Raw genomic sequence first — 23,372 nt, forward strand, 5'->3', positions numbered from 1 at the left:
TCTATTAATGTCACAGTCTTCGTTTAAGAGGGCTGTTCTGATTAACTTGCTCCAACCGATGAAGCTTTTCCCTGATCTTGATCTCCAGCCCTCGTTCGTTGGGCTGGTAATAATATCGTGGCTCCATGGCATCCGGGAAATAACACTCACCCGCCGCATAGGCATTCGGCTCATCATGGGCGTAGCGATAGCCTGCCTTATAACCGAGATCAGACATTAACTTGGTTGGCGCATTGCGTAAGTGCATAGGCACTTCATGGGAAGGGTTCGACTTTACATCTTCCATGGCCGCTGCCCAGGCCATATAAACAGCATTACTCTTGGGCGCACAGGCGCAATAGGTGGTGGCATGAGCCAAAGCCAGCAAACCTTCCGGACTGCCCAGCCTTTCATAGGCCTGCCAGGCATTCATCACCAGTTCCAGCGCTCTCGGATCAGCATTACCAATGTCTTCACTGGCAATAGCCACTAAGCGGCGAATGATATAGAGCGGGTCGGCACCACCATCCACCATTCTGGCTGCCCAGTAGAGTGCAGCATTGGGTTCGGAACCACGAACGGACTTATGAAAAGCAGAGATCTGATCATAAAAAGCATCACCGCCTTTATCAAAACGGCGGCCAGAGTCAGCCAGTATTTCGGTCACTGATTCCGCTTTAATCATGCCTGAATCGCTAAGATCAGCAGCGACTTCCAGAATATTCAACAGACGACGGGCATCGCCATCAGCGTATCGTAAAAGCACCTTTTCAGCATCAGGCTCAATCTGAACCGAGTTGTTCTTAAAACCACGTTCATCGTTCAAAGCCTGATCCAGAACCTGCTTTAAAGCAGGCTCACCCAGTGGCTTAAGCACATAGACTCTGGCTCTGGACAGCAAGGCATTGTTCAGTTCGAAAGAAGGGTTCTCTGTGGTTGCACCAATAAAGGTAATGGTGCCGTCTTCAATATGAGGCAGAAAAGCATCCTGCTGGGATTTATTGAAACGATGAACCTCGTCAACAAACAAAATGGTCTTGCGATTGCGGGTCAGCTTTTCATCACGGGCTCTGGAAACCGCTTCACGGATATCCTTGACGCCGGACAATACCGCAGAAAGAGTTTCAAAGTGGGCATCGCAAAGGCCAGCGATCAGTCTCGCCAGAGTAGTCTTGCCGACACCGGGAGGGCCCCAAAACACCATGGAATGAATAGCACCCTGTTCTAGCGCTTCACGCAAGGGTTTGCCTCGGGCAAGGATATGTTCCTGGCCAAGGTATTCATCCAGATTTCTGGGTCGCATTCTCGCCGCCAGGGGCTGCCAGCGACTCATTGCATCAGAATCCTGTTGATCAAACAGACTGTTGGAATACACCGACATTACTTATCGCCGTCTTTAACGAGAGGTTTCATCGATCAGATCGTAGTCTTTTGGAATTTTAACTTCAAACAGATCCGACATGAGTGTGCGATTTTCACGCACATCACTGAAGTCGATACGGCGTCGACCACCCAGAGCATCTTTCATGATGATGGCACTGAGCAGGCCATTACGGAAATTGATATCCAGTTTTTCAAACAGATCTGAAGACCTGGCGGGAACCAGCGTGTATTGCTGGAACTTGTCACTTTGATATCGGGTGACATTGTACTGCTTCAACAAGCTACGGGCATCGCCCGTTAATAACTGCGCAGGTGTGTTTGCCATACGGTTATCCTGCTTCTGAATAATCACCTGCTGCAGGTCGCGATCGATCATCCAGACCTTGTTTTTCCGGGCAACAATTTCCAACTCGAATGGCAACTTAGTCAACCAGCGAAACTGAGCCGGCCGCTGCATCTGCATCTCACCCGCTTCCATCTTGATTCTGCCGTTATTGGACACCGTCTGCTGCTCAAACTTCGCACTGAGGCTTTTCAGCGACTCAAGCTTTTTAACCAGCGCATCAGCTGCTTTCTGGTCATTGGCAGGCTGGATCAGATTAACCGTCTTCACTTCCTGAACCGGCTTTTCTGAAGAGGCTGCAAGAACTGGCAGCGCAACACTAAAAACTGCTGCTATAACAACAACCTGGGATATCTTCTTCAACATAAATTCTGTTCGTAAACCTTGATAAATAATACCATCAACCTTTCACTGGTGGCGGCGCAATCACTTCACGATTGCCATTATGCCCTGCCGGGCTTATCACACCCGCAGCTTCCATTGCTTCTATCATATTCGCAGCACGGTTATAACCGATCTTCAATTTACGTTGCACTGACGAAATTGATGCCCTGCGGCTTTCAGTGACAAAGGCCACCGCTTCATCGTAGAGGGCGTCTTTCTCGCTGTCTTCATCCAGCCCACCACTGAAGGCACTGCCCTCAGAACCGGATTCCATACCATTCAATACTTCGTCCACATAGTTGGGTTCGCCACGTTTTTTCCAGTCCGCCACCACTCTATGCACTTCATCGTCGCTGACAAAAGCACCGTGAATACGGATGGGGACACTGGTGCCCGGCGGCAGATAGAGCATATCACCATGCCCCAGCAGCTGTTCGGCACCACCCTGATCAATAATGGTTCGGGAATCGATTTTACTGGAGACCTGGAAGCTGATTCGTGTCGGTACGTTGGCCTTGATCAAGCCGGTAATGACATCCACAGAAGGTCGCTGGGTGGCCAGAATTAAATGAATACCCGCCGCACGTGCCTTTTGAGCGATACGGGCGATAAGTTCTTCCACTTTCTTGCCAACAATCATCATCATGTCAGCGAATTCGTCTACGACCACAACAATGAACGGCAGTGTTTCCAGCTCGGGAGCAACATCACCCAGCGTCAGCGTTTCATAAAACGGATCACGCAATGGCTCACCGGCAGCCTGCGCAGCTTTAACCTTGTCGTTATAACCGCCAATGTTTCGAACGCCCAACGCTGCCATCAATTTGTAGCGACGCTCCATCTCGGCCACACACCAGCGCAGGGCATTGGCGGCTTCTTTCATGTCGGTTACTACCGGAGACAGCAGGTGAGGAATACCGTCGTAAATAGACAGTTCCAGCATCTTCGGGTCGATCATAATCAGACGAACATCTTCCGGGCCTGACTTGAACAGCATCGACAGGATCATGGCGTTCACACCCACCGACTTACCGGAACCCGTAGTACCAGCCACCAGCAGGTGAGGCATTTTGGCCAGATTAACCACCACTGGATCACCGGCAATATCATGGCCCAGCGCCAGACTCAGAGCATGCTCTGACTTCTCAAACACGGTCGAATTGATCAACTCGCCGAAGAAAACCGTTTCACGGTCATCGTTGGGAATCTCTATGCCGACGACCGACTTACCGGGAATCACTTCAACCACTCGAACACTGACGACTGCCAGCGAACGGGCAAGGTCTCGAGCCAGATTGGAAATCTTGCTGGCCTTAACACCGGGTGCAGGTTGAATTTCGTAACGGGTAATAACAGGGCCAGGATGCACATCCACCACTTCAGCCTTTACACCAAAGTCTGCCAGCTTGGCTTCCAGCAACCGGGAGATAGCTTCCAGTTCACTGGGGTCAACACCCTTGCCCTGATCTTTGATTTCATCCAGTAATCCGGCTGTGGGGCGTTCGCCTTCAGGGGCAATATCTTCTGAAGGTTCTGATAACGCCTGAGCCACTTTATTGATGATTTTTTTCGCCGGAGATTTTGCTTGACTCTTGGTGGTTTCTGACTGAGCTTCAGGAGCAGGCAGGATGACTATGGCGTCTTGTTCCAGCACCGGTTCATGACGTTCAAGTACCGGCTCCCTTCTGGTCACCGCTTTCTCTTCAAACGCTTCACGATCAAGCTCTCGCTGTTCACGCCAGTAAGCCACTTTGGCCTGAGAAAATTCCAGGCACCAGACACAACCTGTGCCTATTAACGAAATCAGGGTAACCAGCCAGCGACCCGTTTGATCCAGCACTTTGAACCAGGAAATGCGGGTATAGATAGTGATACCCGCCAAAAGAAAAGTGCCGAAAATCAAGGAGCTGCCAACGGTATTTAAAGCAGGCAGAGACCAGTCAACGACCACTTTACCGAGAATACCGCCACTGCCAGAAGGAAGGGTTCCATCAAAACCATGAAGGTGAAGTCCGGCCAGGCCTGCTCCAGCAATCAGGGCCACCAGTAAACCGGTAGACCTGAGAACAAAAAGTCCTGTTCGCCATAACCAGGGTTCATAACGAAAGCGGAAGACAGTAATCGCTTTCAACACGGCAATGGCCGGTATCAGCCAGGCAAAAATACCAAACAGAGAATAAAAGAGGTCACTGAGCCAGGCACCAAAGCGCCCTATGCTGTTCTGAACCGTGCCTTCATAACCTGTGTAGCTCCAGCCCGGATCAGTGGGACTGTATGTTAGCAGGGCAATAGCAATGATTCCGGCCACCAGCAGAAGGGCCAGCATTCCGGCTTCACGAAAATGAATATGCAGGGCATCTGCCTGCTCGGTCTGGTCATGGGTAAGCTTGGCTGCAACATCAGGAGTTTTGCCCTTGCCTTCCTTGCTTCCGGCTCTGGCACGTTTTCTGGTTGATGTCTCCGACATTCGACGCTCTTGATCTGTCCTGAATAAAAACAAGGCAGTGCTGCGATGCAGACTGCCGTATCTATTAATTAACTATCTACTACCAATGTACCACGAGCGAATAAAAAGAGGCTATGAGAAGGAGTACCGATCAAAGCCATTCTGTGAATCAAATCCTTCTCTCAACAACATTTCTTTCTTATTAAGATCCAAAAGCATGGTGACTAGAGTACCGCCGTTACCCGTCAGTTCATGCCAAGCGTAAGGCCTGAGTATTGGGAAAGGTTTTTCATTTATATCAAGCAGTTGCCGAATATTACTAAGACTTGATTCAGGCTTATACAGTAGTCGTTCGTGAAGGGTTTTCAGTCGTGTTTCTGTACATTCTCTGGTGGTAGTAGGCTGAGCCTGCCCTTGTTGTAGATAATGATTGGTGTGCAGATACCAGTCTTCTTGTGTGTTCTGGAACCAGGGCTGATCCGGAGCCAGTTCAACAGCAACCGTCTGAGTTGAATCCGCCACCAGCACATGACTGGCCTTCCCTGCTCCATGAATTTGAATAAGGGTTTTAGCTTCTTCCACAGACCTGCATTCCAACAGAGCTCTTAACAGAATATGAACCGGTAGCCCCGTCAATTTTTTCCTGGCAGGTAAGATATTCAAACAGACACCCAGACCGGAATCATTCATACCAATTTTGGCCAGCATACCGGGTTCGGTCATGGTGAAGAAACGATGGCCGTTTTCCAGCGTAATATCTGCCAGAGCCAGTTTACCTTCCAGAGCTTCAGCCCAGTCCCAGTTCTGCCCCAGCAAACCGTTTTTTGGAAAGCTGACGGTTGAGCATTCCATTGGCGAAGAAGCGACAGGTGACGACATCAACTCACTGCGGGCATTGATGCAGTAGATCCAGAACGGATCAACATTGGCAGAAGATGCAATTCCGTCCATTTCTTCTTTATAATCTTTTCCAAGCAGCTCAACCTTTGCCATCAACTGGTCAACATGGCTCTGAAGCTTGTCCCGGTTAGAAAGGAATCTTGAACGGTAGTAGTCCAGAACTTCGTGGATCTCATTGCGCATCTGTTCGCCATGAGTCTGCCCACGCTGCAGTGCCGTGCCTTTTAATACCAGTTTTTTCATTATTTTAGAGTCCTGATCATGAAACCCATCAGCAACAATCAGCGCTTATCCATTCTGCTTGTCACTCTGCTGGTCAGTATTCTTGTGCCTTTCTCAAAGCAGGATGATAGCCTGTTTGGCCAGTTCTTTTCGCTATTGATCATAGCGGCCATTATCTATGTTGTTCGACCACTGACCAAAAACAGGGTGGTATTAAGGCGCTGGCTTCAGGGATGTGGCTACGGCTTGTTTTTACTGACTTTTCTGGTCGGACAAGGAAAGGTTCCTGTCTGGGCTGGCTATGCAGGTCTGTCACTGGTAATCGCTTTTTACACCTCGATACTGGTATTGCTGATGGTGCACCTGTTCTCAAAAGGCAGCATGAATGAAAAACTGCTGGCCGCTATCAACTTTTACTTTCTGACCGGAATCACCTTTGGCTTTCTCTACACGCTTGTTGGACTGTTAGTCCCCGGAGCGTTCAGTCTGCCCAGCAGTAGTACTCTGGACTGGCCCGTTTTTGTTTATTTCAGCTTTATCAACCTGACGACTTTGGGCTATGGCGATATCACACCCATTGCCCCCATCGCCAAAAGCCTGGTGGTACTTGAAGCAACTATTGGCGTACTCAGCCCGACAGTGATGATTGCCCGATTTATACGCCCTACGCTCTCTGAATAACCTGCTAGGAGCCAGAGGATTGTCTGACCTTGATCAGCTCTCGGGATAACTGCAGGTAACGATTGTGGTCTTTTAAACCATCAATGTACTTTTTCGGTATCGCACCAAGGCCATTCATAGCTCCCAGCAGAGCTGAAGTCATCGCAGCACGAGCCATATTGTTCCCACCACTGTTCACTGCAGCAAGCATGCCCTGAGTGTAATCAGCAGGAAACCTGTGAATCAGATAATAAACTGCAGGCAAAAGATGAGTCAGCTGGCAGTCCAGACCATAAACTTCGCCAACATAGTGAGCCGGCTCAATGCGGACTTCTGGTTTCCAGGCCACAGCGCCATTAGTGACCGTATGGATATTGTCATACCCACCCATCAAGACTTTTAAATCAGGGTTCTGCAGCAAACCCACCATATACTCTTTCAGTTTTCGCAAAGGTGTTCCGGCAATAACTGCTTGAAGTGTCAAAGCGTACACCACCTGATTCTGACGGATAAAACGATCATTAAAGAAAGGTTTCATCAGGCGGTCTGCAGCTTCAGCCAGTTCCAGCGGGTCTTTATACAATGCAGCAAGCACAACCGAGAATTGAGCCCCATCCGAGGTATCAGAAGCCGTTGCCATTTCAGGAGATGACCAGGCAACCCCCTTCTTTTGGTTATGCCAGAGCTCTTTGATAATGGATTCGGTATAGCGTCCAGAGTATGACTCACCATTTAACGTCTTGAAAAACCCATCCAGTCGCTGATGGAAATCAGCCTGAGCAAAACTTTTTTTCTCAGTCACTGATTCAAGCAACAAAGCAAAGATCTGCCCGGTCTGGGAAACATCACCCGCTCTTACTCCCTGCTGATAGCGGAATTTGCTGATCGTTTTGAAACTGTGGTTGCCCTGTTCAGCCGGATTCTGATAGTCATCAACCCAGAGACCAAAGTCCTTCTCAAAATCCTTTCTGTCGTAATACCAGTGAGTACCCAACCCCATGGCATCACCTATCAAAAAGCCCATTAAGGCTCCTGCAACCCGTTCTTCCCTGCTGACGGTATGAGGGTATTCTTCACTCATAGCTTTTCCCTTAAAATCAGATGCCCGCTCACTTCCAGGCTGTAAAACATAACCACAACCCTGCAGAAAAATAAGTACTAACAGAAACTTGAGCCACAGCAAGGTCTTCATCACTTCACCTTTATATAATTCTCAGTTCACGTCCATCCTAGTAGCCAGTTCTTGTTTGTCCATGCAGTGCTATTAGGCACTTACACGCATACTCAAACTTAAAGATGCATTGTAAGGTCATGTTTTATATTTACCGGTCAGGGAGAAGTAACATGCAAGATTCCATCCACGGTCGTAACGTCCTGAACCTGATTCAGGAAATGCCTCAGCCAATCAGTACTGAAACTCTGATGTCAGCTATCAATGAATCGTTTGGCACTGAAGCAAAGTTTCACACCTGTTCCATTAAGGGTGCATCGGCTAATGAACTGATCGAGATGTTTATCACCAAAGGTAAGCTGAATCAGGACGAAAGCGGCATTCATTTTGTAGGCTGTGGTTGCGGTCATCACTGACAGTAAGTTGCCCGGCTAAGCTGTTGTATTGCAGGCTGTTTCCATCAACCTGCAATACAAGTACCCACCTCAAACGTCCCGAACCTGCTACAAACTCTACCCTGCGAATCAGCCAAGACCGCTTGACAAGAAATCAGGAGGTTATAATCTGGAAGAGTGTTTCATCCTCTGAAGCCACTGATATTCGTAATAGTGACCGCTAACAGTATTTGAATGAAACCTGCGTGACAAATCTGGCACTCCTTTGATGGAACCGCCAAAAATTATCAGGAAATGACTCCGCAATTGAAAATGGTATTTCCTAACAACCTGTCTAATAACAGCCATTCCTTATTTGGAGATTGAATTACCATGCAGCAGAATAAACTGTTTGTAGGTAACCTTCCTTTCGATAGTAATGAGGGCGACCTACAGGAAGCCTTTGAGCAGTTTGGTGAGATTGATGAGATTCGTGTCATCATCGATCGTGAAACCGGACGCTCCCGTGGCTTTGCCTTTGTTACCTTTGCCGAAAGCGATGCCGCTAATGATGCACTGGCACTGGATGGCAAGGAACTGAATGGTCGTAACCTGCGTGTGAACTTTGCTACCGAACGTACCGGTGGCGGACGTCGCAGACATCAAAATCCGGGCAATAACAACAAGCATTAAGCCTTCCCGATTTTGAATCTGTTCTGAAACTGATCTAACCGATCAGCACTTTATTACGTCTGGCAGCCACTTACTGCCGGAGACTACTCTATTGTCTTTTAATTCCTGATGATTCAACAGCTGGCAGACTTTGGGTAGAATGTCCGCTGCAATCAGGAAGTAATCAATGCACACCATTCGTCTTTATCAGCAGGGTTCTCTGTTGGATCTTTTTATCGATATGAGCCCTGTTGAAGCTGAGCTGAAATATCAGGAGCTTATTTGCCAGTCCAGCCTTGACCAGAATCAGGTTGAGGATGAACCCTTGGTCATTCATGACATTCAGGTCGATTCTTCAGGGCATGTACGCCTGACACTGAATAACGAACAACCCCAAGCGGAACAACAGCCTACCTCTGAAGAACTGCGAAAACTCGATAAAATAAAGGAGATTCTGGGGCAGGCGCTGCAGACCTATAACAAAGCCAGCTGACCCGCCTCAGATAAGACCCTGTCTGATTCAAACCGTCTGACAACACCTGCAACAGGGTCTTTGAACTCCAACGTCTTAGCCAATAACTGCAGTGGCTTTTGATAATCATCTGCAGTTTCAGGCTGGAGCTCCGGATAATAACGGTCATTGACAAGCGCCATCCCGAGCTCACTCATATGCAACCGAAGTTGATGACGTTTGCCGGTCACGGGCTCCAGTTGAAACAAGGCTTTATTGCCACTCTCAGACAGACAGACCATTCGTGAGTAACTGTTCTCAATTCCCTCGGAAATTTTCATTCGAAATCGCGGTTCAGCCACCACCATTCTTTTTTTTACTTGCCACTCCTGCCCTGCAGTCACTGCCTGGGTGGTATGGACAACTGCATGATAACGTTTATGAATCTGCTGTTTAGGAAACAGCTCATGATAATCAGAGCGTGTTTCAGGGTTCACCGAAAACAGTACCAGCCCTGCGGTGTCACGATCAATTCTATGCGCTGGTGTTAAATCATAAATCCCCGTTGACAGCCTGAGTCTGTTCAAAAGACATTCCTGCACAAAGCGACCACCCGGTGTTACTGGAAGGAAATGGGGCTTACAAGCCACAATAATATGTTCATCCTGATAGACAATGGTTTCCGTGAAAGGAATAACTGGCTCCTGCTCTACTTCACGATAATAGAAAACCCGTTTGTGCCCTGCGTAAGCATCTGTCGCCGTTATGGGTACACCGTCTTGCCAATGAACATTGTTCTTCGCTATTCGATTCTGCCAGTCAGCACGGGAGATAGCTGAAAACTTCCAGCACAGAAAATCCAGGACAGTGTTCAGGTGGGTGATTTCCGGAGGCATGGTCACAACGGAGGGTTTATCTGCTATCGCCATTCAATCTCAATAGTATTTATTTGTGTCTTCAAAACCATAAAAAATACCACTCTTTGATATAATCAGTGGCATTACTTATGCAACTTTATTTGAGGCTGTAATGGTCGAACTGACCCCTGACCTGCTAAATCAGGTCTATGCAAAGCATCTTGACTGGTATCCGGCCATTAAGAACCCTGAACGTTCACCCGTTCATATCAATGGTATTGGCGATATTCTGGATCAATTTGATCTTGTGCTGCTGGATTCCTACGGTGTGCTCTGCCGAGGCCCAAAACCCATTGAGGGCGCTGTTGAAGCTATTGCCCTGATGCGTGAGCGGCAGAAGAAATTCTGCGTCGTCTCCAACGACACCATGACTCGAAGATCCATTGCTGCGGAGAAATACCAGCAGCGAGGCTTTGATTTTTCTGCCCGGGAAGTCCTGACCAGTCTGGATATGACCGATGCTTTTCTGGAAACCGTGACGAGTCCTGAAAGTATCGGCGTAATTGCACCGCTGGAGCACCCTTCCAACCATTTACTGGAGGGAATGGTTCGACTCAATGGTTGCAATGGTGTCATTCCTGATCAGGTCAACACACTGCTATTTCTGACGGGTGCCGGCTGGACCGGGAAGATGCAGAAAAACCTGACTCAGTCAGGCACAACCAGACAGTTTCGATTGCTGGTGGGCAATCCGGATATTGGCGCACCCAATGGCAATAAGATTGTTGCTACTCCTGGTTATTTTCTGGCTGACTTTGCTGAACAGACAGATCAAAAGAGCAAACCGGAACTTTTTGGCAAACCTGCTATGAGCATCTTCCAGCAAGCCATTAAAGAGTATGGAGTGACGGATCTTAATCGTGTTCTGATGGTAGGCGATACGCTCTACACGGATATTCTCGGTGGCAATGCAGTGGGTTGTAAAACCTTGTTGCTGACCTGTGGGGTTTATCAGGGGTTGAATATAGAAGAACAGATTGAGCAGGCTGAAATTTCCCCTGACTTCATAGCAGATCAGCTGTAAATCCTGTCAAAGACTCATCAGTCAAATAAGCCTGGTTGTAGGCACAGCCCACAGAGCACTCCTACAGCCAGCCTTATAACAGAACCCATGAAAATGTCTAACATCCTTTATATTGCACTATGCATGGTCATTATTCTGGATAACCGGTCAGATCATGAACCACCCCATACGCTGTACTATCTTGAGAGGATGCTTAAGCACTAATAACAGGTATGAGTGCAATCAGAATCTTACCTGTCTTCAGGGAAAAGGAGGTTCAGGTATGTTTCAGGGTGTCATTAATACAATTCGATCCTGGGTTCGCCCTGGAATAGAACCACAACCAAAAGATCGAAATACTGCTTCAAATGGTTCCCCTGTAAGACCGGTTAATAATCAGAGTTATCTCTCGGGAATGCTCGGCTATGCAGCCAAACGCACCCGACTTGCCTGGAATAACCCTTCATCACTACTTTCCAGGGCCGCTTCAAAACCAGTGAGCACAATGCACTGGCTCGCAGAAAATCGCTTTGGAGTAGCCAAACTGATTGGTAAGGTATTGATCCCATCGCAACACCATCGCTACTGCAATTTAACAAATTGCTCTAATTTCGTGAATGATCTCGTTAGTAATCCACCGCCTGACGGCAGTAAATATGAAATTATGACTATTGAGGATAATAAAACAAAGCTGAAAGCCCTGATATGCTATCCACCGGGATACAATCCAGCGAAAGAAGAAAACAGCCGCTGTATAGTTTTCAATAACCCTAACGGAATGCTTCTCGCCGAATTTATTACAGAACACAAACAACTCAATCCACATCAACTACCTGGCTTTCTCCAGAAAGAGAGAAAATGCCCGGTAATTTTCTACGACTACAGGGGAACGGGGCTTAACAAATCCCCTGACGCTCCATCATCCACAAATCAAACCATTATTCAGGATGGTTGCGCAGTTCTAAAACATGCATTAGATAAATTTGTACTTGTAGAAGTCGTTGGTTCTTCACTGGGAGGAGGTGTGGCAACAGTCAGTCTGGAAAAAGTTCTTAGCTCAACGGATATCCTCGATAGAGGAAGAGTTAGCCTTGTCAGTCATGATTCCTTTACTTCCGCACCACAGGTGGTTTTGCCAGGAATGCCAAGGTTGGCGAATGCAATTGGCTGGCTTGTTGGCGGAGGCATTGATGCAGCTAAGTCCATGAAAAAACTGATAAGAGAGCGAATCCCCATTACCGTTATGAATAATCAGAATGACCCTGTGATCCGTAAAGGATCGCGAATGTCTGAATTTCTTCGAGACTTTAAGACAAATTCTCGTATCACTGTTGTAGAAAACACCGAGGTTTTTGAGAATGGTCACTGTGGGTTTGGCGATAAATTCAGAAACTCACTTACCAGGCCCGATAAACGCGGCTGATCAACCTCACTCTATCTAATCGTATGTTATAACTACTTCTTACGGTTTCCTCACTTGCGTGGCTGTGAACTGTTCTTCATCTGTTCATGCATCAATTGCTGCTGAAGCTGCATTTGCTGTTGCTGCATCTGCTGCATTTGTTGCTGTTGCTGCATCTGTTGATGATTCATTTGTTGTTGCATCTGTTGAAGCTGTTGCTGATGCATCTGCTGCTGCATTTGAAGCTGCTGTTGATATTGCTGCCAACCCTCCTTATCACGAAACTCGGGAATCGGTTCTTGCCCTCTGGACTTACAATGCTTTTCAGACGCCAACCTTAACAGCACATTGTATCGGTCACGATAGGCATTAATTTCTTTCTGTTCCGCGGCACTTAAGTCCATAAAGAACCAGGCAGGAAAGAAAAACATACCGGCAACACCGAGCCCGACATTCTTTCCGGTTTTTTCTGTTTTTGGAATCAACCGATTTATTTCAGTTTCAATGAAATGTATTTCCTGCTCTATGCTCTGACAGGTTCGAAAAGCATCATCCGCCTGTTGCACCTGAACAGGTTTCGCAGAGCGACCTGCGCACCCTGCAAGCAAAGAAATAAGGAAGACTGACAGTAGCCATTGGAGCCCAGATTGTGACAGCGTCATGACGGAGTACTTGGAACCAAAAATAGAAAAAACAATAATAGACCCTCAATTCACTTCCTACCTATTAAACGTTCACTGACTAATACTTCCCCTCTGGTCAATTGATACTCTTATACAAACAAACTCCTGCCGATATACCTGAAACTTCCATTCCATAGTTGCTTCAAGCCTGTCAGGAGATTCATCATGAAAAAATTATTTATTCTTCCCCTTCTACTTTCCTTGAATCTCTCTGCCAATGCGGTTGAGTCAGAACCAACAACAGTATCCGATCCGGCTATGCCTTTGGTTTCAGCAGCCATTCGTTACGGTATGTTAGCTAATGCTTATCTAAACAGCCCCAGCGGAATGATCACTGAAGGTTACCGTTATCAGATCAGAAGCTTGTATCTCAGCTATCTTCGTGAACTGTTGCAGGAACCCGGAAACACCATAGACAAGTTAAACGAACAACTGATGACTGACTGGATGACTCGACTGGGACGAGAGCAATTGTCACCGGAAGTACTGGTCAATATTCGAGGCAACCTTGAGATAAAACTTGCTGAGTGGAGTAATAATGCATTGTCTGGACAATTTAAGGGCATGATGGAAAAAGAAGAAGTGATGCCCACTCTGGAGCAGAGAATTAAAGCCTGTAAACGAGTTGCTTTTCAACCTGCCAGCGATCCGGATAAGCGTCGTAGCTGTCATCAGAGCAAACAGCTGACCAGAGAAATCTCCAGCCACCTGATTGATCCGAACCTTCTGAAGAACGAAATGCTGGAACTGCTCCCTGCTTATGCGAACAGCTTGATACAGGTTTCGGGGCGTCCTTACTTTCGCGCTTTCAAAACATCGAAGGAGGATTTTCAGGAATCGTTGATTACCTTAATGACCCAGGGCTACTCAGCACGCCAACTGGCCGAGATTCTTGAGTTCGCCGGGGTCGATTATCCGCAAGTGTTTGATCAGCTTTATTTTCATGCTCTGAAAACAGACAAGACCATTCACGAATAAGTGTGTAGTCACATGTTATCGAATATTAGATCGTCATTTCCCCGCCGCAGGCGGGGAAATGACGATCTAATATGTCCGGATACTTAATAGTTTCAGTACATATAAAGAAGCCCGGAATCACCGGGCTTCATATCAGAACAGATTTTCAGATATCACTCACTGATCAAAACGAATCCGATACAGCAAGGAGTAAGTTACTGGCAAAACGATCAGTGTCAGCACTGTAGCAAAACCCAGACCGAAGATAATCGTTACCGCCATAGAACTGAAGAACGCATCAAAGACCAGTGGAATCATACCCAGCATGGTGGTCAGCGCAGCCATACTCACCGGACGAACACGACTGACTGCAGCATCGGTAATCGCCTGCTGAACTGTGATGTCCTTCTCGGTTTCAATATTGATCTGCTCCACCAGCACTATACCGTTTTTCACCAGCATACCGGACAGACTCAATAAACCGAGTAGTGCAGTAAAGGTAAACGGCATATCCAGAATCAACAGACCGGATGCCACACCAATGACTGCAAGCGGTACGGTTACCCAGATAGCGATTGGCTGTCGAATAGTGCCGAACAGCAGAATGGTTATCAGGAACATAGACAGGTAGCCCATTGGCAGACTGCTGAACAGGCTGGCTTGTGCATTAGAAGATGACTCATACTCACCGCCCCACTCCAGCACGTAACCATCCGGCAGTTCAATCGCTTCGATTTTGTCCTTCAACCTCTGTCTCAAAACTTCTGGTGTCTGATCGCTGAACGGTTTGATATCCGACATAACTGTCAGTACGCGCTTCAGATCACGACGAACAATCAAGGCATTCTCTGATTTAGTGTCAAAACCGGTCACTGCCTGTCCGACAGGCACAAAGGCATTACGCTCTTTACTCCAGACCTGAAGATCCGTAATACGGTCTGCATTCAGGCGTTCTTCTTCCGGCGCTCTGGCTACGATAGGCAACAAGTGACTGCCGTCACGATAGGTGCCGACCTGCTTACCACTGAAGTTGATCAGCATGGTCTGGTCGAGCGCCTGCTTTGAGATACCACTGCGACGGGCAGCCGCCTCATCAATCTGAGGACGGACAATGCTGACCTGCTCACGCCATGAGTGACGAATATCTTCAGCCAGTGGCTCGGCTTCCATCACAGCCACCGCCTTGGCACCCAGTTCACGAAGTACAACAGGGTCAGAGCCAAAAAAACGAGCTTCAATGTTGGCTGCGGGAGATGGACCAACATTCAGCAGCTTGAATTTCAGCTCCATCTCCGGATAAGCCTGAATCATCTCTGAACGCATGCCCGGTAATACTTCACGGATCTTATCCAGGCTGTCTGCTTCAACAATCAGCTGGGCATAGCTGCTGTAAACCTTCTCAGGTGCATAAGTCAGAATAAAACGCTGTGCGCCCATACCCAGGGTAGATGTGACATTTTTGATACCTTCAAAGCCAAGAATTGTCTGCTCAAGTTCCTTAACCGTCTCTTCTGTTTTGCGAATGTCTGTACCTTCCTGCAACCAGACATCGACAAAGAAAATCGGTGTATTCGAAGGTGGGAAGAAAGCCTGCTTTACCTGTCCAAAGCCAACAATAGCCAGCATCAATGCTGCAACGGTAAAGCCCAGTGAAATCAGGCGATGCCTTAATGCCTTACCTAAAAATGCTTTGTAGAAAGTAAACAGCGCACCTTTGTATGGATCAGCATTTTCATCAGCCGCAGGCATCTCTTTGAATACCAGGTGACAGAAGAAAGGCGTCAGGGTAATAGCCAGAACCCAGCTGATAAACAGGGAAATACACATCACCTGGAACAGCGAAATCATGAAGTCGCCAGTAGAGTCTGAAGACAGACCGATGGGCGCAAAAGCAATAATCGCAATCAGTGTCGCACCCAGCAGTGGCCACTGGTTCTGCATAACCACCTGCTTAATCGCTTCCAGTCGTGACATGCCACGCTGCAAACCAACCAGTACGCCTTCGGTGATAACGATGGCGTTGTCCACCAGCATCCCCAGAGCGATAATCAGAGCACCGAGAGAGATTAACTGCAGCTGGACATTGAGAATCTTCATACCGATAAAGGTACCAAGGATGGTCAGCAACAGAATACCACCCATCAGCAGACCTGAGCGTACGCCCATTGCAAACAGCAACACAATAATTACGATGGCAATCGCCTGAGCCAGACTGACCAGAAAGCCACTAACCGAGGCATCGACAACACTGGGCTGATCATAGACAACACTAAGATCCATACCGACCGGACGAATGGACTCCAGCTCTGCCAGTCGATCACTGACAGACTTTCCGATATCAACTACGTTCACCCCCTTGGCAAAGGAGATACCCAGGGCAATGGCTTTCTCACCATTACTGCGGTAAAGGTTCATCGGTGTTTCGTCGAAAGTAGTCGTAATCTCGGCAATATCACCCAGATAGATCAGCTCAGTCGACTGAGGTAAACTGATCACCAACTCTTTCAACTCTTTGATGTTTTTGAATTCGCCGGTTGGATGAATTCGAACGGCAAGACCATCAATAAACATATTGCCGGCATTAGACACTACGTTCTGGTTCTGAATAAGCCCAAAGATTAATGACGGATCAACACCCAGAGCAGCCATTCTGGCCTGGGACATTTCGATCACCACCTGTTCTCGAACAGTGCCTGCCAACTGGGCTTTCTTAACACCAGAAATCAGCGACAGTTCACGTTGAAGAAAATCACCGTAATTTTCCAACTCACGGTAATCAAAGTCACGGCCACTGATGGTCAGCATGATGCCGAACACATCACTGAAATCATCGTTCACCGAAGACGGGTAGACACCCTGAGGCAACGAAGACTGGGTATCATTAATCTTCCGTCTCAACTCATCCCAAACCTGAGGCTGCTGACTCGCCGTCACAGTTTCTTTCAACTCCACCATGATCTGGGAGTTGCCGGCGCTGGAAATGGAATCAATGGTTTTGATGTATTCCAGTTGCTGGATAGCTCGCTCCAACGGCAAAGTGACTTCTTCTTCCACCTGCTCCGGGGATGCTCCCGGGTAGGCGGTATTCACCATCGCGTTGGGAACCGGGAATTCTGGAAATTCCAATTGCCCCAACCCCGTAAACGACACAACACCACCAATCAGCAGCAGGACAACAAAGACCCAGCTGAGCACCTTGTTGCGAATAGAATATTCTGCAATGTTCATTATTACAGGCCTCGCTCACGCAGCAGAGGCTTAACCTTCATGTTTGGACGCAAGCGATTAACACCGGCACTCACCACCTGGTCACCTGCCTTGACACCAGAAGTAATAGCTATTCCATGTTGGGTAATAGGACCCACCGTCACGGTTACCGGATTGACAATATTCTGTTCACTGTCGAACAGCCAAACCTGTTGCTTACCAGAAGCATCATCCTTGAGCACAGCAGTCAGTGGCAAGATAACTTCAGCTTTGTTTTTAACCCTGATTACTTTTGACAGATCCATTGTCAGGGTCGCAGCCATACCAGGGTAAACCGTCAGGTTCTCGGGAATCGGCAAAGAGAATACCGCTTCATAGGACTGAGTACCCTGAGTCACCTGAGTTGAATGCTCCTTGTAAATCACCTCAAATTGCTGATCGGGATTGCTGGAAAAAATCACATAAGGGTGGTAGCTCTGATCAATAGAATCCTTACGCACCTGAGACACAATGCCTTCCGGAATCTGGATACTGATATCCAGTGTGTTACTGCCCTGAAGAACAAGAATGGTCTCCTTGGCCTGAACAAACTGATAATTCTCCACCAGAGTCTGAGCCACACGACCAGTAAACGGTGCTTTCAGAGTACTGTAGGCCAGTTTGTCTTCAGCAAGTCGCAGAGCTGCCTGACTGGATTTAAGCTTGGCACTGGCATTGTCTAGATCAGACTGGGAAACCACTTTCTTGTTTCTCAGAGAAGCAATTCGGTCATAACTGCTTTTCGCCAGTTCATGATCGGATTGTCGAACAGCCAGTTCATTTTTGATATCACGATCATCCAGTCGAGCCAGCAACTGTCCCTTCTTAACTTCGTCCGCCTGGTTGACCGGAAGATCAATCAACTCACCGGAAATACGAAACGAAACATCGGCCTGATTACTGGCCGATACCTTGGCCGGAAACTGGCGCAGACTGGCGCTGTCATCAGACTGGACAGTAAACAGTTTTACCGGCCGAATCACCTCTTTGACTTCCTGCTCAGGTTCAGAACAACCTGTCAGCACAACGGCTGCCAGTACAGTCAGTAACCCTGGCATCAATCGCTGAAGTTTTTTTCGCGATAACATTCTTCTCTCCATAGCAAAATGCCGGCGAAACAACGACGCCGGTGTAGTAATTAAAAATGAACTGCATAGTCAGAACTAAAATAGATCTGTTCTATGAAATCTAATCAGCTGGTTTGGCTTATTTGAGCAAGCACCAGTGATTCAGCACTCCTATACAGTGAGTGAAGGTCATCCAGTGAGTTTGTTTCAGCCAGCCCCCAGCCCGCCAGATAACTTTTAACACTTAGTAGATACAGGTTTTGTGCCTCTGCTACGCCACTGCCATTCTGGATGGTGGTGAATTCACCATAACCCGAACTTCTGATCATAAAATAACCATGACTAATGCTGATCAGACCCAAATAAAGTGATTTAGTGTTGTCGTCTGACGCGTGAGCCGGACTGTCATGCTCCAGAACCTTTGTGGCAATGTTTTGAACCAGAAAATCAATTTTTTCAATTTCCTGATTCATCGCATTATTTCGGTGAGACGATGCACGCTGCCAGACACAGGGGTTCATCGCCAGCTGATTCAAAGCGTAGTTAGCGGGTTGCTGTTCGTCCCAGATAATGCAGCAGAAAGTAGCCAGCAGTAGTTGCTCTAAAGGCTCGGAAGGCACTTCAAGAGCCTTGTGCAGGACAATGACCTGATTCCTCATAATATCCAGAGCACAACCCAGTAACAGGTCTTCCTTGCTGGAAAAGTGAGAGTAGATAGCGCCCATGGAGCACTCTGCAACCTGGGCAACTTCGGACATTTTCAGATCCAAAAAACTTTTTTCCTGAAGTAACTGAAGAGTACCCTGAATAATTTCCGACTCTCGTTGTTCTCGTTTTTGCTGTCGTGACATGGCGGTCATACTAAAATGATACTGTTTCCGAATAATATTCGTTTTTCATTCGGAAACCAAACCAGTATTTTCCGAAGTGGCAAAAAACAGTGTCAGCAGAATAAGAAATTAACAGTTCCGATAACGTCAAACCGACACGGTGACAGCTTTCAGGAATTTGCATTTTCATAGTAAAACGGTAGGGTCTGTGGTCATAAAGCCCCCTGACATACGAAATCATGAGCTATATCCCCACTAACGGCGGGATATAGAAATTTACTATTCGATGATGTGTGTCTACACACTTACAGATTGCTCAGGACATAAGTTATGGCACTGAAAGCCACGATCTTCAAATGCGATTTACAAATTGCCGACATGGATCGACATTATTACCAGAACCACTTACTGACCATTGCCCGGCATCCGTCCGAGACCGATGAACGAATGATGATCCGGGTAATGGCCTTTGCTTTTTATGCCAGTGAACAGCTGAGTTTTACTAAAGGCCTGAGCACCGATGATGAACCCGACCTCTGGCAGAAAAGCCTGAGCGATGAAATAGAACTCTGGATTGACCTTGGGCAGCCAGACGAAAAACGTATTCGAAAGGCCTGCGGCCGAGCAAAACAAGCTGTGTTAATAAACTACGGTGGTAGAACATCTGACAGCTGGTGGCAACAGAACCAAAACACTCTGAAACGTTTCAATAATCTTTCAGTATTTGATCTGCCAGAACAACAGGGTAAAGAGCTGGCAACCCTGGCTGACAGAAGCATGCAACTAAGCGTGACTATTCAGGATGGCCATGCGTTGGTCAGCTCAGATGCTGGCAGCGTAGATATTCAACTGAAAAAGAGAAAGTAAAAAGGTATGGGCGAACTATTCGCCCATTGAGGCGCCTGCTGAACCGTCCGGCAAAGTGCAAACCATCAAAAACAGTTGGTTGGTCTTGGTAACCCGGCAATTCTGGCGGCCAGCTTGGCGGGGCTCTCGGGAAACAGTTTCATCAGGTACATACTGCTGCCTTTTTCCTTACCCAGATGATTGGCAATGTATTTCACAAACGGTCGCTGGCTAGGCGCATGTTCAAACTCCTGATAGAAGTTTCGTAACAGTTCCAGAACCTGCCAGTGATCATCCGTCAACTGCACACCTGAATCGTTTGCCAGTTGGTCAGCTATTTCCCTGCTCCATTCTGCTGTATCCAGAAGGTAGCCATCTTTATCGAGATTCAGATCCATGTTAAAACCAGCTCAGTACTTTCTCATTTTTCTCGGTCAGGCTAACGAAGCCAGCGTAATCCACTAATTCGATATCCAGCTCATCCCGGTTGGTGACACCTCTGGCCATAACATCCGCTTCGAGCACATAGACAGAGACATCCCTGATCAGTTCAGCAAGAATATCCGCTGTTTCAAACAGTGCATAAACACCGTCTTCTATAAGCAAAAGGCTATCGCCCTTATTGACAGCGCGCAGGCAGAGTTCCAGTGGCTGTCCGTTTTTGTTGACGGTGTGTAAAGTAGCCATCAGAAGTTCAGCACCTTTTTCTGAGTTGCAAGAAATGTTGCTACACCATCGCCTTCCAGCAAGGTATAGACAGGCAGTAACTGCTCCGGTTCAAGGCCCCTCTCATCAAGAGACTCACTGTCTACATAAACCGTTTCAATACCGTAGAGCTCCAGTGATTTGAACATAGCCAGCAGGTTTTTTCTGGGCAGCTGGCTAGGATCCTGATGATCAACCAACTGATAAACACCATCACCCATCAACAGTAATGAAGTGGGCAGGTCATAAGACGCCGAGACAAGTGCTGCATCCAGTGCTTCTCTGGCACTCTGCCCTCTATAGGGAGACTGGCTGGAAACAACACAGAGAGATGTTTGGTTCACTGATTTTTGCGACTCTGACTCTTGAGGCTCTGCTTGCTGCAACATTGTCATGCTCCAAAGGTGATCAGTCGATCCGTTTCAACCAGAGATTCCAGTAACTGACCCAAGCCAGATAGTTGAAAGCCATCAGCAAGATTACTGGCCGGTAACTGGTAACGCTCAGCCTCATCAGCATCCACGACACCACGTCTCAAAGCCGCAGCGATGCAAACAACAGCATCAATCTCATTCTGTTGAACCAGTTCCTGCCATTCAGCAGGAAGATTGACTTCATCCTGAGGCGGATTGCTCAGGCTGGAGGCATTCTGAACACCGTCCTGATAGAAGAAGATGCGCGAAACCGTGTGACCAGAAGCCAATACAGCTTTAGCAAAACTCAAGGCAGTCTGCCCAGCCTGACTGCTGCCCATGGCACCATAGACAGCCAGTGCGTAGTTCATAGATGACTCCAAACCAATAAATAGTCATGAGTAATAATACTCCTGACATAAAAAAGCCCCGCGAATGCAGGGCTTTTTAACAACCGAGAGTATCAGTCGTCAGACATGCCCAGCAGAGACAGCAATGCTGTGAACAGGTTGTAAATATTCAGGTATAGCGAAACTGTAGCGCGAATGTAGTTGGTTTCACCACCGTGAATAATACGGCTGGTGTCATACAGAATAAAGCCGGACATCAGCACTACGATCAGAGCAGACAACGCCATATGCGCCGCTGGCACCTGGAAAAAGATCAGGGCTATGCTGGCAACCAATGCCACAACCAGACCGACCATCAGGAAACCACCCATGAAGGAGAAATCCTTACGAGTAGTCAATACATAGCCGGACAGAGCAAAGAATACTACCGCAGTTCCACCCAGAGCCTGCATCACTAGTGAAGGACCGTTAGCCAGAGCAAGATAGTGGTTCAGCATTGGGCCCAGAGCAGCACCCATTACGCCAGCAAATGCGAATACAACAGCAATGCCTTTACCGGAGTCTGCAGTTTTATGAACAGCAAAAATCAAACCCAGACCAACAAAGCTGAGTATCATCGCGGTCAGGCGACTGATTTCCAGCGCCATGGCAACACCGGCTGTTACAGCGCTGAACAGCAGTGTCATACCCAGCAGCATATAGGTGTTACGCAGAACCTTGTTAATTTCGATACCCGAGCCAATAGCAGCCGGGTTAGCCGACATTACGGTGGACTTACGTTCCATCTTATTCCCCTCTCAATGAGCTTATATAGAAGCAGTATACCAAAGCCAGCCTCATCGGCTATCTTCTGTACGCTTTTTTACACTATAAACCCTACTATTTTCAGGGGTATAGCGTCTGATCAGAGCAAATAGAACACTTCTATATTCTGCTTTGCTTTACCGAACCCGTTCTTGCTTATATTCGTATCGCCATCCCTGGCTGTAAATAAATCCGTAGTTTTTTATATAGTCTTTGCTTTTCAAGGGTTTGACAGCGGAAAGATTTCAGGTAATATTCGTTCTCGTTGCCGCGGAGGGGTGACTGAGTGGTTTAAAGTACCGGTCTTGAAAACCGGCGTGGGTTTATAGCCCACCCAGGGTTCGAATCCCTGCCCCTCCGCCACTTCTCATTTGAAAAGTTATTTGGCAACGAAATCTCAGTAGCATTCGTAAACGTCCTGTTTTCAGTGTTATACCCTGTGGAGGGGTGGCTGAGTGGTTGAAAGCACTGGTCTTGAAAACCAGCGTAGGTTAATAGCCTACCCAGGGTTCGAATCCCTGCCCCTCCGCCATATTTTTCTTATATCTCATTTCACCAGCCACCTTCGATTGATAGTAAGTGCACAATCCTTAATTTTTTTCATTTACGTGAAACGACTAAAAGCCTCATCACTACACCACGCCCTTACCTAGAATTATCTTGCAACTCGCATAAACCTTAACGCTCAAACTCCTCACTCCTGACTTTCAAAACCCACAACAAAAAAAAGCGACACTCGAAAGCATCGCCTTTTTGTACCTTGCTCAGAGCAAAGCTATATAGCTGTTATAGCCAGTCCTTACAGAGGACGGATATCTTCAGCCTGCGGACCTTTCTGGCCCTGAGTCACTGTGAACTCAACCTGCTGACCTTCAGTCAGCGTCTTAAAGCCGTCGCCAACGATCTGACGGAAATGAGCAAACACGTCAGGACCGTTTTCCTGAGCGATGAAGCCAAAACCTTTCTCTTCGTTGAACCACTTAACAGTACCGGTAGTAATAGACATAGTCATACCCTAATTTTTAAAACAGTTTTAACAAAATTGTGCCCAGCCTGTCTTTCAACAGTAAGGGCGATAAAGCTAGAAGCTTTGTTATTACTTATGAAGAGCATGACGAGCCATAACAGCCGGAATACTTAATCTATGCATAAAGAATCAAACGA

General features: G+C 47.4%; 24 protein-coding genes and 2 tRNA genes. 10 read left to right on the forward strand and 16 right to left on the reverse strand.

Features of this window, described 5'->3' with window-relative positions; translation table 11 throughout:
• Nucleotides 1–10 precede the first annotated feature (10 nt).
• The 4 genes from EOPP23_RS15645 to EOPP23_RS15660 form a co-directional block, all read right to left on the reverse strand.
• Complete coding sequence (locus EOPP23_RS15645; protein ID WP_228550745.1) at nucleotides 11–1,360, reverse strand: replication-associated recombination protein A; 1,350 nt, start codon at nucleotides 1,358–1,360, stop codon at nucleotides 11–13.
• Nucleotides 1,361–1,375: 15 nt separating this feature from the next.
• Complete coding sequence (gene lolA, locus EOPP23_RS15650) at nucleotides 1,376–2,071, reverse strand: outer membrane lipoprotein chaperone LolA (protein ID WP_153766928.1); 696 nt, start codon at nucleotides 2,069–2,071, stop codon at nucleotides 1,376–1,378.
• A gap of 34 nt (nucleotides 2,072–2,105) precedes the next feature.
• Nucleotides 2,106–4,556 carry a DNA translocase FtsK gene (locus EOPP23_RS15655; RefSeq protein ID WP_153766929.1) on the reverse strand — a complete coding sequence of 817 codons (2,451 nt, stop codon included), beginning with the start codon at nucleotides 4,554–4,556 and terminating at the stop codon, nucleotides 2,106–2,108.
• A 111-nt stretch (nucleotides 4,557–4,667) separates the two neighbouring features.
• A complete protein-coding gene (locus EOPP23_RS15660) occupies nucleotides 4,668–5,678 on the reverse strand; it encodes a C45 family peptidase (protein WP_153766930.1) in 1,011 nt (336 codons plus the stop codon).
• 18 nt (nucleotides 5,679–5,696) lie between these two features.
• Between EOPP23_RS15660 and EOPP23_RS15665 the strand changes: the two genes are divergently transcribed.
• Entirely contained in the window at nucleotides 5,697–6,338 is a 642-nt protein-coding gene (locus EOPP23_RS15665; protein ID WP_153766931.1) for an ion channel, read from the forward strand.
• 4 nt (nucleotides 6,339–6,342) lie between these two features.
• Here the strand turns inward: EOPP23_RS15665 and EOPP23_RS15670 are convergent, their stop codons facing one another.
• Nucleotides 6,343–7,398: an ADP-ribosylglycohydrolase family protein gene (locus EOPP23_RS15670; protein ID WP_194842629.1), complete on the reverse strand. Its 1,056-nt coding sequence runs from the start codon at nucleotides 7,396–7,398 to the stop codon at nucleotides 6,343–6,345.
• 263 nt (nucleotides 7,399–7,661) lie between these two features.
• On the opposite strand from EOPP23_RS15670, the gene EOPP23_RS15675 reads away from it, so the two are divergent.
• The 3 genes from EOPP23_RS15675 (at nucleotide 7,662) to EOPP23_RS15685 (ending at nucleotide 9,027) form a co-directional block, all read left to right on the forward strand.
• Nucleotides 7,662–7,904: a YecH family metal-binding protein gene (locus EOPP23_RS15675; RefSeq protein ID WP_194842630.1), complete on the forward strand. Its 243-nt coding sequence runs from the start codon at nucleotides 7,662–7,664 to the stop codon at nucleotides 7,902–7,904.
• 351 nt (nucleotides 7,905–8,255) lie between these two features.
• On the forward strand, nucleotides 8,256–8,555 hold the full coding sequence (locus tag EOPP23_RS15680; RefSeq protein WP_153766934.1) for an RNA-binding protein: 300 nt from the start codon (nucleotides 8,256–8,258) through the stop codon (nucleotides 8,553–8,555).
• A gap of 166 nt (nucleotides 8,556–8,721) precedes the next feature.
• On the forward strand, nucleotides 8,722–9,027 hold the full coding sequence (locus EOPP23_RS15685) for a hypothetical protein (protein ID WP_153766935.1): 306 nt from the start codon (nucleotides 8,722–8,724) through the stop codon (nucleotides 9,025–9,027).
• Here EOPP23_RS15685 and EOPP23_RS15690 read toward each other — a convergent pair.
• Complete coding sequence (locus EOPP23_RS15690) at nucleotides 9,009–9,914, reverse strand: pseudouridine synthase (RefSeq protein ID WP_153766936.1); 906 nt, start codon at nucleotides 9,912–9,914, stop codon at nucleotides 9,009–9,011. The genes EOPP23_RS15685 and EOPP23_RS15690 overlap by 19 nt on opposite strands.
• A 100-nt stretch (nucleotides 9,915–10,014) precedes the next feature.
• Here EOPP23_RS15690 and EOPP23_RS15695 point away from each other — a divergent pair, with 100 nt between their 5' ends.
• Complete coding sequence (locus tag EOPP23_RS15695; protein ID WP_153766937.1) at nucleotides 10,015–10,926, forward strand: HAD-IIA family hydrolase; 912 nt, start codon at nucleotides 10,015–10,017, stop codon at nucleotides 10,924–10,926.
• Nucleotides 10,927–11,188: 262 nt separating this feature from the next.
• Nucleotides 11,189–12,328 carry an alpha/beta fold hydrolase gene (locus tag EOPP23_RS15700; RefSeq protein WP_153766938.1) on the forward strand — a complete coding sequence of 380 codons (1,140 nt, stop codon included), beginning with the start codon at nucleotides 11,189–11,191 and terminating at the stop codon, nucleotides 12,326–12,328.
• Between the two features lie 50 nt (nucleotides 12,329–12,378).
• Here EOPP23_RS15700 and EOPP23_RS15705 read toward each other — a convergent pair whose 3' ends face one another.
• Nucleotides 12,379–12,969 carry a hypothetical protein gene (locus EOPP23_RS15705; protein ID WP_153766939.1) on the reverse strand — a complete coding sequence of 197 codons (591 nt, stop codon included), beginning with the start codon at nucleotides 12,967–12,969 and terminating at the stop codon, nucleotides 12,379–12,381.
• Between the two features lie 186 nt (nucleotides 12,970–13,155).
• On the opposite strand from EOPP23_RS15705, the gene EOPP23_RS15710 reads away from it, so the two are divergent.
• Complete coding sequence (locus EOPP23_RS15710) at nucleotides 13,156–13,968, forward strand: hypothetical protein (protein ID WP_153766940.1); 813 nt, start codon at nucleotides 13,156–13,158, stop codon at nucleotides 13,966–13,968.
• Between the two features lie 156 nt (nucleotides 13,969–14,124).
• On the opposite strand, the gene EOPP23_RS15715 is transcribed toward EOPP23_RS15710, so the two are convergent.
• The 3 genes from EOPP23_RS15715 to EOPP23_RS15725 all read right to left on the reverse strand — a co-directional run bounded on the left by EOPP23_RS15715 (nucleotide 14,125) and on the right by EOPP23_RS15725 (nucleotide 19,111).
• Nucleotides 14,125–17,175, reverse strand: a complete 3,051-nt coding sequence (locus tag EOPP23_RS15715; RefSeq protein WP_153766941.1) for an efflux RND transporter permease subunit — start codon at nucleotides 17,173–17,175, stop codon at nucleotides 14,125–14,127.
• 2 nt (nucleotides 17,176–17,177) lie between these two features.
• A complete protein-coding gene (locus EOPP23_RS15720; protein ID WP_194842631.1) occupies nucleotides 17,178–18,281 on the reverse strand; it encodes an efflux RND transporter periplasmic adaptor subunit in 1,104 nt (367 codons plus the stop codon).
• A 104-nt stretch (nucleotides 18,282–18,385) separates the two neighbouring features.
• Nucleotides 18,386–19,111 carry a TetR/AcrR family transcriptional regulator gene (locus EOPP23_RS15725; RefSeq protein WP_194842632.1) on the reverse strand — a complete coding sequence of 242 codons (726 nt, stop codon included), beginning with the start codon at nucleotides 19,109–19,111 and terminating at the stop codon, nucleotides 18,386–18,388.
• 309 nt (nucleotides 19,112–19,420) lie between these two features.
• On the opposite strand from EOPP23_RS15725, the gene EOPP23_RS15730 reads away from it, so the two are divergent.
• A complete protein-coding gene (locus tag EOPP23_RS15730) occupies nucleotides 19,421–19,957 on the forward strand; it encodes a YaeQ family protein (protein ID WP_153766944.1) in 537 nt (178 codons plus the stop codon).
• Between the two features lie 65 nt (nucleotides 19,958–20,022).
• Here the strand turns inward: EOPP23_RS15730 and EOPP23_RS15735 are convergent, their stop codons facing one another.
• The 5 genes from EOPP23_RS15735 to EOPP23_RS15755 all read right to left on the reverse strand — a co-directional run bounded on the left by EOPP23_RS15735 (nucleotide 20,023) and on the right by EOPP23_RS15755 (nucleotide 22,189).
• The gene (locus EOPP23_RS15735) at nucleotides 20,023–20,334 is read right to left on the reverse strand and encodes a TusE/DsrC/DsvC family sulfur relay protein (RefSeq protein ID WP_153766945.1); all 312 of its coding nucleotides are present in this window, start codon (nucleotides 20,332–20,334) and stop codon (nucleotides 20,023–20,025) included.
• A 1-nt stretch (nucleotide 20,335) separates the two neighbouring features.
• Entirely contained in the window at nucleotides 20,336–20,623 is a 288-nt protein-coding gene (gene tusB, locus EOPP23_RS15740; RefSeq protein WP_153766946.1) for a sulfurtransferase complex subunit TusB, read from the reverse strand.
• Nucleotides 20,623–21,030 (reverse strand): sulfurtransferase complex subunit TusC, encoded by a 408-nt coding sequence (gene tusC, locus EOPP23_RS15745; protein ID WP_194842633.1) that lies wholly within the window; start codon nucleotides 21,028–21,030, stop codon nucleotides 20,623–20,625. The genes tusB and tusC overlap by 1 nt, the downstream gene beginning before the upstream one ends.
• 2 nt (nucleotides 21,031–21,032) lie before the next feature.
• Nucleotides 21,033–21,425, reverse strand: coding sequence for a sulfurtransferase complex subunit TusD (tusD, locus tag EOPP23_RS15750; RefSeq protein ID WP_153766948.1), 393 nt, complete (start codon nucleotides 21,423–21,425; stop codon nucleotides 21,033–21,035).
• 92 nt (nucleotides 21,426–21,517) lie between these two features.
• Nucleotides 21,518–22,189 carry a Bax inhibitor-1/YccA family protein gene (locus tag EOPP23_RS15755; RefSeq protein ID WP_194842634.1) on the reverse strand — a complete coding sequence of 224 codons (672 nt, stop codon included), beginning with the start codon at nucleotides 22,187–22,189 and terminating at the stop codon, nucleotides 21,518–21,520.
• 291 nt (nucleotides 22,190–22,480) lie between these two features.
• Here EOPP23_RS15755 and EOPP23_RS15760 point away from each other — a divergent pair.
• Both EOPP23_RS15760 and EOPP23_RS15765 read left to right on the forward strand, forming a co-directional pair.
• Nucleotides 22,481–22,571 (forward strand) — tRNA-Ser (locus tag EOPP23_RS15760).
• Between the two features lie 78 nt (nucleotides 22,572–22,649).
• Nucleotides 22,650–22,740 (forward strand) — tRNA-Ser (locus EOPP23_RS15765).
• 267 nt (nucleotides 22,741–23,007) lie between these two features.
• Here the strand turns inward: EOPP23_RS15765 and EOPP23_RS15770 are convergent.
• Nucleotides 23,008–23,214 carry a cold-shock protein gene (locus EOPP23_RS15770; RefSeq protein WP_153766949.1) on the reverse strand — a complete coding sequence of 69 codons (207 nt, stop codon included), beginning with the start codon at nucleotides 23,212–23,214 and terminating at the stop codon, nucleotides 23,008–23,010.
• Nucleotides 23,215–23,372 lie beyond the last annotated feature (158 nt).

Origin of the sequence: Endozoicomonas sp. OPT23 (assembly GCF_009653635.1) — a bacterium.
In the GTDB taxonomy this organism is placed as follows: Bacteria; Pseudomonadota; Gammaproteobacteria; order Pseudomonadales; family Endozoicomonadaceae; genus Endozoicomonas_A.